The 12,175-nt window shown below is 68.6% G+C and carries 7 protein-coding genes; 3 read left to right on the plus strand and 4 right to left on the minus strand.

The window, feature by feature from the left end; genetic code table 11:
* Positions 1-13: 13 nt before the first annotated feature.
* Positions 14-1,450 carry an MFS transporter gene (locus tag AB0C01_RS14130; protein ID WP_357571303.1) on the minus strand — a complete coding sequence of 479 codons (1,437 nt, stop codon included), beginning with the start codon at positions 1,448-1,450 and terminating at the stop codon, positions 14-16.
* A 155-nt stretch (positions 1,451-1,605) separates the two neighbouring features.
* Here AB0C01_RS14130 and AB0C01_RS14135 point away from each other — a divergent pair, with 155 nt between their 5' ends.
* Positions 1,606-2,307: a TetR/AcrR family transcriptional regulator gene (locus AB0C01_RS14135; RefSeq protein WP_357571304.1), complete on the plus strand. Its 702-nt coding sequence runs from the start codon at positions 1,606-1,608 to the stop codon at positions 2,305-2,307.
* A 55-nt stretch (positions 2,308-2,362) separates the two neighbouring features.
* Here the strand turns inward: AB0C01_RS14135 and AB0C01_RS14140 are convergent, their stop codons facing one another.
* Positions 2,363-3,067 carry an NAD(P)H-dependent oxidoreductase gene (locus AB0C01_RS14140; RefSeq protein ID WP_357252432.1) on the minus strand — a complete coding sequence of 235 codons (705 nt, stop codon included), beginning with the start codon at positions 3,065-3,067 and terminating at the stop codon, positions 2,363-2,365.
* Positions 3,068-3,218: 151 nt separating this feature from the next.
* On the opposite strand from AB0C01_RS14140, the gene AB0C01_RS14145 reads away from it, so the two are divergent.
* On the plus strand, positions 3,219-3,638 hold the full coding sequence (locus AB0C01_RS14145; protein ID WP_357252435.1) for a nuclear transport factor 2 family protein: 420 nt from the start codon (positions 3,219-3,221) through the stop codon (positions 3,636-3,638).
* 203 nt (positions 3,639-3,841) lie between these two features.
* Positions 3,842-4,477: an NAD(P)H-dependent oxidoreductase gene (locus tag AB0C01_RS14150; RefSeq protein ID WP_357252438.1), complete on the plus strand. Its 636-nt coding sequence runs from the start codon at positions 3,842-3,844 to the stop codon at positions 4,475-4,477.
* Between the two features lie 757 nt (positions 4,478-5,234).
* Here AB0C01_RS14150 and AB0C01_RS14155 read toward each other — a convergent pair.
* Entirely contained in the window at positions 5,235-10,709 is a 5,475-nt protein-coding gene (locus AB0C01_RS14155; RefSeq protein ID WP_357571305.1) for a biotin carboxylase N-terminal domain-containing protein, read from the minus strand.
* A 215-nt stretch (positions 10,710-10,924) separates the two neighbouring features.
* Entirely contained in the window at positions 10,925-12,085 is a 1,161-nt protein-coding gene (locus AB0C01_RS14160; RefSeq protein ID WP_357571306.1) for an FAD-dependent monooxygenase, read from the minus strand.
* Between the last annotated feature and the right edge of the window lie 90 nt (positions 12,086-12,175).

The following is a 12,175-nucleotide window of genomic DNA, read 5'->3' on the forward strand; positions in this document are numbered from 1 at the left end:
CACCTCTTCTTGACTACGTTCCTTGCGATCGATGGTCCGGCCGGCCGATCGTCCAGGCCACGACGGCCGCGCCGAGCACGACGCCGGCCGCGACGATCAGCGCCGTCGCGTAGCCGGTCACCGTCGCCTCATTCCGCGTCGGGGCGTCGGTGCCCGAGCCGATCAGCAGCCCCGCGGTGGTGCTCGTGGCGACGGTGTTGAACAGAGCGGTGCCCACCGCCGCCCCGACCTGCTGCACGGCGTTGTAGAGGCCCGACGCGACACCGCTGCCGGCGGAGTCGGTGCCTGCGGTCACCTCGCTGGTCAGCGGGGTGAGCACAGAGCCAAGCCCCATCCCGGCGAGGATCTGTGCCGGCAGCAGGTACAGCAGGAAGACATCGGGGGTGTCCGCCCGTGCCCGGGACAGGATCAGGATGCCGGCGCCGAGGGCCAGCAGACCCGGCACGGTGATCACCCGGGTCGACACCCGGCCGTGTAACAGTCCGGCGACCACCGCGCCGGCCACCGCGCCCACGCTCGTCACCACCAGGACCAGACCGGCCCGGACGGGGGAATACCCCAGCACCGTCTGGGTGAAGTAGGTCATGAACAGGTAGCAGCCGAACAGCGCCAGCTGTAGCAGGAAGACGGTGAGAAGGGCGCCGCCGCGCCGACGGTGAGCGACGATGCGCGGGGGCACCAGCGGGTCGCGGGACCGCCGTTCCACCACGACGAAGGCCGCGAGCAGTGCCCCGCCGGCCAGCAGCAGGATGAGCGTGTACGGGTCCGCCCAGCCGTGTGACGCCCCCGCGCTGAACCCGGCCACCACCGTGACCACCGACGCCACGCTCAGCAGGACCTCGGTGGCTGCTGGGAAACGGCCGCCGGTGAGGCGCTCGCCCCGCGGCAGCGCACGAGCGCCGAACAGGCCGATCGGCACGATCACCAGGTTGATGAACAGGCACCAGCGCCAGCCCGCGTACTCGGTGAGCAGGCCGCCCGCGATCAGGCCGATGGCCGAGCCGGCCGCGCTCACCGCCGCGAACGCGCCGAAGGCCCGACCCCGCTCCCGCCCCTCGGCGAATATCGTGGAGAGCAACGCGAGCGCGGCCGGCGCGAGCAGGGCCGCGCAGCATCCCTGTAGTGCCCGCCCGGCGATGAGCGCTGGCGCGTTCGGCGCGGAACCGGCCAGGGTCGAGGCCACGGCGAAGCCGGCCAGCCCCCAGACCAGTGCCCTGGGGTGCCCGACGATGCCGCTGATCCGACCGCCGGCCAGGAGCAGCGCGCCGAACGGCAGGGCGTAGGCCGTAATCACCCACTGCCGGGCCCCGTCCGACATCTGGAGAGCGTCCTGCACGGACGGCAACGCGATGCTCACGATGGTCGAATCGAGCACGATCATCAGTTGCGTCAGGCAGATCGTCGCCAGGATCCATCGCGAGCGGGTCGCAGCCGGTGCCGCCGTGGTCACGTCGTTCACCTTTGTCGCACTCGCCCCCCTGGCCGGGCTCGCGCACGAGCCAGTGGAACGCCGGTCGGGCACCAGAACGTTGTTCCGGTGCCCGACCAATGTACTACGCTCACCTTCACAACGACCAAACGAGGGCTCGGAAGGCAGGTGACGCCATGGCCGGTCAGGCACGTCCCGGCAAGGGTGTGTGGCTCAGGACCACCTCTCCACGTCACCACAACCCGCCACTGAGCCTCACGCGCATCGCGACCGCCGCCGTCGAGCTACTCGATCGGGACGGCGTCGGTCAGCTCACCATGCGCCGGCTCGCCGAGCATCTGGGCGTCGGCACGACGACCCTGTACTGGCACCTCGACACCAAGGACGACGTGCTCGACCTGGCGGTCGACACGGTGTTCGCCGAGTCGGCACCGGAGCAACACAGCGACGACTGGCGGGCGGACATCACCGCCCAGCTCACCGACTGGCGCGAGACACTGCTGCGACACCCCTGGTCGGCGGCGCTCCCCCTGCGGCAGCGTCCCGCCGTCGGCCCCGGCTTTTTGTCCTGGATGGAATTTCTCCAAGCCGCCCTGACCCGGGCCGGATTCAGCCACCGCGACGTCGCCGCGGCGAGCTGGGTCCTGTACAGCCATGTCCAGGGGTCCGCAGGCAGCCAGACCGCGCTGCGCTGGTCGGCCGAGGAACGTCAGGAGGGTCAGCGGTTACTGGACGACCAGCGTGACCTCTACCCGACCCTGGTCGCGCAACAGCACCTGCTCGACGACGACTGGGCCGGAAACTTCCAGCTCGGGCTGGCGTACGTGCTGGACGGCCTCGCCGCCCGCCTCCGCCCGCCCGGCAACCAGGCCCGATAAACGCCGGACCGGCCCGCACCATGTGCGGGCCGGTCCAGAACGGGAATCAGAGGAATCAGAGGTCGTACTTCTTCAGCACGTCGGGACCCACGTACTGGATCGCCGAGGTGGTCTGCTCCCGCCCGATCTTGAATGCGGTGGCCACCTCGACCAGACGCAGCGCCTGGTACTCGATCGCCGCGAGGTTGTCCTCGTGGACGTTGCTCGCCTCGTGCCGGGAAACGCTGCACGTGCCGTACGGGGCGCCGTTGTTCGGCAGCCCCAGCACCGCGACGCTGGAACCGTTGGGCACGATCAGCGAACCCCAGTGGCAGATGACGTTGTGCAGAGCCAGGATGGCCGTCTGCGCGCCAGCGTGCGGCATCGAGGCGGACGCGAAAACGCTCACCACCTTGTTGGCCAGGTCGCCCGGAATGGCAACCGGGCCGGAGTGGTCGATGAAGTCGATAATCTGCGGAGCCGGCAGGCCGAAGTGCACCGGCGTGCCAATCATGATGGCGTCAGCCGCCACCAGATCCGCCATGGTCGCCACCGGCACGTCCGCCGTCTCGGCGTTGAGCTCGGCGTACACCTTGCGGTCCAACACGATGGGATTGGGCAGGTCAGGAACCCTGTAGAGCTGCGCTTCGGCGCCAGCCTTCACCGCCGCGGCGGCCGCGGCCACGGCGAGCTGGTGGGTATTCCCGCTGCGGGAGTGGAAGAGGATTGCCACCTTGATCACAGAACGCTCCTCACGGGTCGATGCGCCTGGGCATCGCACGGACCATCTACGGGCATCCTGTCGACCGCGACCGCGCCGACAAACGGCACGAACCTTAGTTAGTCACCTCCGGGCCGTTTCCGCCACCGACCTGACACAACCGGGCCGCCACCGTTGACCGGCGCGTCCCGGTCCCGATGTGCTGCGACCCATGTCGAACGCACCCGAGAAGCCGCTCACCGCACCGGCCGATCCCGAGGAACTCGTGCCGCTGTTCGAGCACGCCTTCAACACCCGCAACCTCGACCTGCTCGAGGAACTCTTCGAGCCCGACGCGCTGCTGGTCCTGGCCCCCGGCGAGGTCCTGGCCGGCGACGAACGGCGCGCACGCAACCAGGAGAAGCTCCCGCACTTCCTGCCTATCAAGGTCGCCATCCGCCACCAGTACATCACCGGGGACATCGCCCTGCTGATCAACGACTACGTGCACGAGGGAACCACCCCGGATGGCAAGCACCTGCGCATCGAAGGCACCGCCGTCGATGTGCTCCGGCGCGGCGCCGATGGCGCCTGGCGCTGCCTTATCAGCAACCCGGCAGGCATCAAGACCGCGGGCGAACTCCCGCACTGACGACGCGGGTGGACCCTGCGGTGCCCAGCCCGGCCACCTGGCGGCGGCCTCTTACGCGGTCCTTCGCCGGCAACTGCGCCGGTCCCGCGCCGCGCCGGCCCGCTGTCTTCCGGTGAACGGGCCCGCATCCGCACCGGCGAGTAGATCCGCCCGGCGCGCGGTCCTCAGGCCGCCGCCGGGCCCTACGGATACGGAGAACAGGTATGACGAAGCTCCTGGTCGTCGTCGGCAGCATCCGCCCCGTCCGGGCTGCCGACCTGGTCCTGCCCTGGCTGGCGTCGCGGGTCAGCGCGCACGGTGGCTTCGAGGTCGAGATCGCCGATCTGCGGGACTGGGCGTTGCCGATGTTCGCCGAACACCTGGGTACGGTCGGCGACATCGACGACCCCACCTGCTCCGACCCGGTCCTGCGAGCCTGGAACACGAAGGTGCAGGAGGCCGACGCCTTCATCGTCATCACCCCGGAGTACCACCACAGTCTGCCCGGCAGCCTGAAGAACGCCATCGACAGCGTGTGGCCCGCATTCGGCTTCCGCAACAAGCCGGTGGCAGCCGTCGGCTACAGCGCTGGCATCGGGGGTGGCAGCCGGGCCGTCCAGCATCTGGCGCAGATCGTCATCGCGGCCGATGCCGTGCCGCTGCGCAGTACCGTCTTGCTGCCCTTCGTACAGACGGCCTTCACCGCAGCCGGGGAGCCGGTCGACCGCGCGACGGACGTCGGTCTGCGAATCATGCTCGACGACCTCGCCTGGTGGGCGACCGCGCTGAACAAGGCCCGCGCGGAAGGCGAACTCGCGCCTGGCCAGGCGCGCATGATGTCAGCGCTGACGTCGGCCTAGTGTCGTACGCTGGGGCGACTGCGGATTCGGCGGCTCCGTCTCGCATCCGCTGTCGGCGATGCGTGACGCTGTTCGCTCGGCTGTCCGGGACAGTCCCGGACCGGCTACGGCTGGTTCAGCGATACCATCAGCTCGGAACCCCCACTGGACATCACCTGGCACAACGGTGGTAGCGGCGGGTTCCGATCATTTGTGGGTTTCGATCGCACAGCTGGGCGCCGAGCCGTCGTCCTCGGCAACACCGACCGGTCGGTAACCGAATTGGGTTAAGGGCTGCTCGTGGGACGAGCCTTACCGGATCGGGGTCCTGCCGGGCCGGGTTCGCTGGCCATCGCGGTCACCGTACTCCTCAGCCTCGGCGGGGTCTGGTCCTTCTCCTCTCAACGGTGCGACACCCCGAACGGCTGAAGCTCGTCGTGAGCGGGATCTGGGCCGTGGCCGGACCCGCACTGGCGTACCCGGTCGGCGCCTGGCAGGTGGTGCCGGCGCTGGTGTGGGCCGTCGGTGCTGGCCTGTCGGCAGCGGCACTGATCCTCGCGGGCACACGCTGGAATTCGGCCCGGACATGCCATGGCCGCCGCTGGGCGTGGCCACGCCGACTGAGCGCCGGCCTGTGCGAGGTCTCCGTGCAGATGTTCTTCTTCGTCGACGAAACATCCACCGGAGACCTCGCTACATCCGGATCACCAGTACACCCTCAAAACACCAGCGCAGCGGCAACGATCAACGCCTCCGGTGTCACCGACTGTGGTCATAGTCAGCCGGTCCGCTCGATCGCCGCCGCGATCCGCGCGCGAAGTTCGGATGCCGGTATGACCGCATCGACCGAGCCGACCCGCACCGCGCGTTCGATGCTGTGCACCCGGTCGAATTCTGCAGCCAGGGCGGACAGGTGCTCAGCTCGCACAGCGGTGCGTAGGTCAGCGAGTTCAGTCACCAGGTCGGCGCGTTTCTCCGCAACATCAGTGGCGGCGATGCGCTGCTCGAGCCCGCGAATGCGTGGATCGTCGGTGGTGCGGGCGTCGACGGTACGGGCGAAAACGACCGCGGCGGCGGGGGCGCCGCCGATGACCGAGGCGAACGAGCCCTCGACGGCGAGCACGGTCATGTTCGGATTGAGCGCCTTGGAGAACACCACAAACGCACCGCCGTGGTAGCGGGAAATGACACAAAACACCACTTTGCCATCGAAGTTGACGATGGCGCGGCCGATCTCGGCGCCGTACTCAAGTTGCAGCCGCCGCAGAGACTCCGGTGATCCATCGAACCCGGACAGGTTCGCCAGCATTACCACCGGACGGTTGCCGCTGGCGGTGTTGATCGCTCGCGCCACCTTCTTCGACGACAACGGGAAGAGCGTTCCGGCGGTGAAGGATTCGGGTCCGTCCGCAGGCGGGAAGCCATGCCGTGCGACCGGCCCGGACTCGATGCCGATCAGGCATACCGGCCAACCGTCGATGCGGGCGTCGGCCACGACCGCGGTCTCAGCCTCGGCCATGTCTGCCCAGCGTTCCACCAATGGGTGGTCCTGGTCCGAGACCGCCTGCAGCACCGCGCGAATCGCGAACGGCTTCTTGCGGTCCGGATTCGCGGTCGCGGAAAAGATGTCGCCGACGGTGATGAAGTCACTGTCGGGGTGGTGGTGCGGGGACGCGGTGACGTCTCGGGTGACCGGGTCGATGGTCGACGCGCGGCGTGGTCCCCGCTCGCCCTGGGTCACGTACGTGTGCGCGTAGTGGCTCAGCAGAATTTCCTGCGCCGCAGCCAGGGTCGGGACGAAGTACTGGGCCTGCCCGTTGGGTCCCATCACCCGGGCGTAGCCGCCGATGCCGAAGTTGTCCTCCGCCGAGACACCGCCGGAGAAATCGAGCGACTGCTTGCCGGTCAGCACCATCGCACCGGCGGGCGTCATCACCAGAATTCCCTTGGTGTGCATCAGCATCGTCGCCTCGGCGTTCCAGTACGGCTGAGCGCCGACGTTGATTCCGGCGACCACGATGTTGATCTCGCCGCCGTCCTGGGTGAACTGCACTATCCGGCGCAGCGCCCGGGCCACCCAGTCCATGTTCTCGGTGCCGGAGTCCATCGAGATCCGTGCGCCCGCCGATATCGCATACCACTCCACCGGCATGCGTTCCCGCTCAGCGAGGTCCAGTGCCGCGACAATCCGGGCACACTCGGGTTCGGCCAGCGCGCCCAGCGCCCGGTGGGGATCCCCGAACAGCGCGACGCGGCGTACTCCCTCGGGATACAGCTCGGTTGGCGTGGACACCAACCCGACCACGATGCCCGCGCGGTTGCGCCCGCGCGGCCGGTCCACCTCGACGAGAGACTCCCCTTCGAGGTCGAATTCGGTGAACTCGCCTCCGGGGCCGCGCACAAGGTCGATCAGCTCGTAGGGATACACCGCACCGCGCCGGCGCACCCGCAGCACCTTCTGGTCGTAGTCGTTCAGTGGCGCGAGCGGTTCCGTCGGCGCGGACTCGACCGACACTTCGGTGCCACCGCTGAGGTCATAGCAGAACCGGGTGACCTGGAATTCGTACGAGTCGTTTGGCTGGCGCACCCGCCCGTGCACCACCACGTCCTGGATGCCGGCCCGCACGATCTGCGGCGCGGTGGCGTGTAGCCAGTCCGCCAACTGCGCCGTGTCGACGTCGATGAACGGGCGAATGTCGAGCCAGACGTGGTTCAGATCCAGCCGGCCCCCTGCCGGGTCCAACTCACGGCGCGCCTTGGCGACCGCCTCGGCGCAGACGCTGAGGACGGTCTCCGCACCACGTACGGCGATGATCGCCCCGTCGGAGTCGCGAACCGGTTCGAAGCGCCGCAACTGCGCCATGGCGACCAGTCGCTGATCGGTCGGATTGTCCTTGGCTACGGCGTGATACAGCAGCATGTCCGGCGGTGCGGGAAGCTGGGTCAGGTGGAAGTCGCGCAGCCGCCAGAGATGCAGCCGCCGCCCGATCAGCGGATGCACACCACGGATCACCGTGTCCTCCACCAGGCCCGCCGCGCGCCGCCGGAACGTGAAGTGTTCCAACGGCCCGCCGTCGGGAGGTGGCAACGCGACGCTGATACGGCGCGCATGCCCCGCCAGCCCGGTATGCCGCAGCGCGGCCAGCAGTTCGGCCGCCCGCTCCTCGACCGAGGCGGGCGCGTCCGGCCAGGCCAGCAGGAGGTCCGCCACCCGCACATGGTTGGCCGGTGCGGCGTCGAGCAGATCACGTAGCGTGCTCACCAATGTGCCGGACGCGCCGTCGCGCAGGTCCGTCATCCGGCCTACGGTCGCGGCGCAGATGGTAGGCACGACGTGGCGCGGGCGCAACTCAAGCCGGTAGTCGCAGACCACGAACGCCCGACCGGCCACAGTGAGGGTGCGTACCGCGCCCAGCCGTTGCTCGCCGTAACGGCGGCGGCACAGCACCTCCAGCAATGGATCCACCGGGGCATAGGTGTCCTGGAACAGCCTCGCTACCACGATGCGATCCAGTGATTCCGGAATATCGGCGATGGCCGCGATTCGCCGGGAGCGCTCGGGGGAATCCGGCATGTCGGCGAGCGCACGAAGCTCGTCGGGTACCCCGGCCAGCATCGCCGCCCGGGCGCCCTCCGCCTCCGGGTGCAGATACCAGCGGAACACCACGCTACGAGCCAGATCGGCCAGCAGGGGCGAGCGGCCGGCGACGACTCTGATCAGCCGATCCAACGCGGGGCGGATACCGTCCTCGACCGGGCGCGGCTCACCAAGCCACACCTTCAACAGCTCCTGCACTACCCGGGAGCTGTCATTGAAGCGCTTGCAGGCCAGCACGATGCGATACACCGCCTGCTCCAGCTCAGGCGCGCGATCGACTTCCGTGACTCCGTAGCGGGCCAGGATGCTGTCCAGCGTGTGCCGGAAGCCCGGTGACAGTGCGCCTCGGTTCACGTCCAGGCTTTGCAGGTAGGTGTGCAGCTGTTCGTGGCGGCTGCGGTGCGACGACTCCTCCGGCTCCGGGGTGGACAGTTCGACGATGTCGCAGAACGACTCGATCAGGGCGGCTTCGCCGGCCAAAGGCGCGCCGTATTCGGCCACCAGGCCACTACGGTCGCGCAGGTAGCGCGACAGCGCCGGATGCGGATCGTCCGCTCGATCGAAACCCAGCACCGCGCTGGACAGTTCATTCAGCGTCAGCTGCGCGCGAAGGGCCGCGGAGTCGTCGGCAGACAATAGCGGCAGCATCAGGTCGACCGGCTCGTGTCGCACCGGGTCGGCGTCTTCCCCTACTGGATCCAGTTGTGCCAGTAGCGTTCCCGTGTCTACCTGGCTGCCGACTGAAACCAGCAGCTTGCGCACCCGGGCGCCGAACGGCGCGGGTAGCACGGTCTCCATCTTCATGCTTTCCAGCACGAGCACCGGAGCCCCGGCGGCGATCTCGGCGCCTTCTGCAACCGGTGTGGCCACGACCAGCGCGGGTGCGGGTGCCCGCACCGCACCGCCCTCGTCCCGGCTGACCCGGTGCGCGACGCCATCGACCTCGACGACGTGCACGGTGCCGTGAGTCGCGGTGATGATCCGGTAGCTACGGTCGCCGACCGTCAGCCGGCTCGAGTACCGGTCTTGCCGTTCGATATCGGCGTCGAACGAGATGTCGTCGATGCCGATCCGGTAGCGGTGCGCACCGATGCGGGCAGCCGTCACCGGATAGCCGCGGCCTGCCAGTTTCACCTCGACGGCCCGGGCGGGTTCATCCAGAGTCTGCGGCCGTCCGCCGCGGCCGGTTTCCCATAGGCGGGTCCTGCGCGCGTGCTCCTCCTCGTCGTAGCTGGCGATGGCGGCGGCGGCCAGGGCGATGCCGATCTGCTGGATGGCAGCCAGTCCGCCCGCTGCCCGGACTCGATCCACCCAGCGGGTGTCGGCGGTGGCGTCGATGACCTCGGGGGCGTCCAGCAGCGACATCAGCAAGCTCTTGTTGGTGGCGCCGCCCTCGATGACGACGGTGGTCTCGGCGACCGCGCGGCGTAGCCGGGCCAGTGCCTCGTCACGATCGCGACCGTAGGCAATGATCTTCGCGATCATCGAGTCGAAATCCGATGGTATCTCGTCGCCTTCGACGATACCGGTGTCGATGCGCACGCCTGGTCCCCCAGGCCAGCGCAGCAGCTCGATACGGCCCGGCGCGGGCGCGAAGTCGCGGTCGGCGTCCTCGGCGTTGAGCCGCGCCTCGACGGCGTGCCCACGTTCGACCGGACGATCGCCGCGCAACGGCAGCCCGGCTGCCACCTCGATCTGTGCCTTGACCAGATCGATGCCGGTGGTCAGTTCGGTGACCGGGTGCTCGACCTGCAGTCGGGTGTTCACCTCGAGGAAGGCGAAGAGTTGCTCCTGCGGCTGGTACAGGAATTCGACCGTGCACGCGCCGCGGTAGCCGACGGCCAGAGCGAGCCGTTCGGCCGAATCCTTCACCGTCGCGATTTGGTCCCGGTTCAGCAGCGGTGAGGCTGATTCCTCGATGATCTTCTGGTTGCGCCGCTGCACGGTGCAGTCACGCACCCCCAGGGCCCAGGCGGTGCCGTGCGCGTCGGCAATCACCTGCACCTCGACGTGGCGGGCACCGGTGACCAGCCGCTCGAGGAACACCACCCCGTTGCCAAAGGCTCGCGTCGCCTCCTCGCTGGTGCGGGCGTAGGCATCGCGCAGTTCGTCGGGCGATCCGACGATGCGGATGCCACGGCCACCGCCACCGGCGGTTGCCTTGAGCATCATCGGATATCCGATCTCGGCCGCCTGCGCCAGGGCGGCGTCAAGCGACTGGACGGGTCCCCGGCTCCACGCCGCGACCGGGATGCCGACCTGCTCGGCCAGCAGCTTGGCACCGATCTTGTCGCCCAGTGCCCGCATCGCTTCCGCACTCGGGCCGATGAAGGTAACCCCGAGCCGGTCGCACAGTTCCACAAATGCGGGATCCTCGGCGACAAACCCCCAACCAGCCCAGGCGGCGTCGGCCCCGGTATCGGTCAGCGCCCGCTCCAGCACCGCCAGGTCCAGGTACGGACGTGCCGAGGCGGGACCAAGGCAGTATCGCTGGTCGGCCTCGCGCACGAAACCGGCGTGCCGTTCACCATCGGTGTACAGCGCAATGGTCTGGATCGGTTCGCGGTCGCGGTGTTCGGCATTGCACTCGCGGACCGCGTGGATCAGGCGGCGAGCCGCCTCACCACGGTTGACGATGGCGATACGGGTGAACACGCCAGTCACTCCTCAGCGGAAATCTTCGACAAGACGGGTTCGATCCGGCTATCGACGCAGCAGAGCCGCGCCGAGACTTACCAACCCGACGGTCAGCGTGGAAATCATGATCAACGACAGCAGTCCGGCGACGCGACGGGTCGACTAGGACAATGCCGGCGCCTGTACGAACGGGGGCCTGGTTGCAGTCTCGACGGAGATGAGGCTGCGTCTTTCTACGGATGGGCAATGAGATCGGTGCGAGCTTTGGAGCGGGACCGCTGAATGGCGTAGACGGCGCGCAGCGCGACCTTGTCGCGCACCACCCGCAGCGGAGCGGCCTCGAGCAAGCTCATCCGACTCACCATCCGCGAGATTTTGACGAACTCGTTGGCGCGGCCCGTGCGGCGCTGCTCGTACTCGCGAAGCGCCGCGACGGGATCGGCCGCCGCCTTGAGGACGCGGGCCAGACAGACCGCGTCCTCGACAGCCTGCCCCGCGCCCTGCGCCATGTCGGGCGTCATCGGGTGCGCGGCGTCACCGAGCAGACTGGCGCGTTCGAATCCCCAGTGCCGCAGGGGATCCCGGTCGACGACGTCGCTGCGCAGGATGGCATCGGGCTCGGTGGCGGCGATCATCCGCTGGATGTGGGCGGGCCAGCCGCGGTACGTCTTCAGTACCGCGGCCTGGCGTCCGGCTGGCGGCTCGGGCGCGCTGGGCGGCGATTTCAGCATCGCGAGCCAGTACAGGCGTTGACCGGTCACGTGATAGTGCAGGATCCGCGCACCCGGACCCCAATAGATCCGCATCTCGCCGACGGGGATCTGCGGATCGGTGTAGTCGGTGATGCCGTGCCAGGCCGCCATTCCGGAATACCGGGGCCGAGTCGGGCCGTGCAACTGCCGGCGGACCATCGATGCGATGCCGTCGGCACCGATCAGCAGATCACCGCGCTCCACGCTGCCGTCGGCGAGGCGGACCACCACACGCTTGGTGTTCTGCTCGAAGCCGATCAGCTCCGAGTTCAGCCTCAGCACATCCGGACCGAGGGTCTGCAGCAGCAGGCGGTGTAGATCAGGGTGGCTCATTCCCACCGACGGCGCGCCGAACTCGTCACTCAGCGCTGCCAGGTCGAACGAACCCAGCGGACGTCCCCGCCAGTCGAGGTTGCGGTGCGCGGTGACCTTTGTGCCGATCTCAGCCACCTGATCGGCGAGGTCGATGTGCTGCAGGGCGCGCATGGCGTTGCTCCACAGGTGGACTCCCACGCCCTTGGCGAGCTCGTCGGCACCTGCCCTCTCGATGACGACGACATCGATTCCGATGCGGCGCAGGGCGATAGCGGCGGTCAGTCCGCCGATACCGGCGCCGACGATGACGACCCTGCGAGTGCTCATTGCGCCGCATCCAATTCCACGCCGCCGCGCAGGCGGTGCAGTGGTGAGCGGATGATCATCGAGGGAAACAGGTTACTCGTGCGGTCTGCG

It is taken from the genome of Micromonospora sp. NPDC048905 (assembly GCF_040649655.1).
Lineage (GTDB): Bacteria > Actinomycetota > Actinomycetes > Mycobacteriales > Micromonosporaceae > Micromonospora.

Bases quoted from the DNA above. Each gene is read 5' to 3' on its own strand.
- AB0C01_RS14135 (WP_357571304.1), top strand. From the start codon at position 1,606: ATGGCCGGTCAGGCACGTCCCGGCAAGGGTGTGTGGCTCAGGACCACC.
- AB0C01_RS14145 (WP_357252435.1), top strand. From the start codon at position 3,219: ATGTCGAACGCACCCGAGAAGCCGCTCACCGCACCGGCCGATCCCGAG.
- AB0C01_RS14150 (WP_357252438.1), top strand. From the start codon at position 3,842: ATGACGAAGCTCCTGGTCGTCGTCGGCAGCATCCGCCCCGTCCGGGCT.
- AB0C01_RS14160 (WP_357571306.1), bottom strand. From the start codon at position 12,085: ATGAGCACTCGCAGGGTCGTCATCGTCGGCGCCGGTATCGGCGGACTG.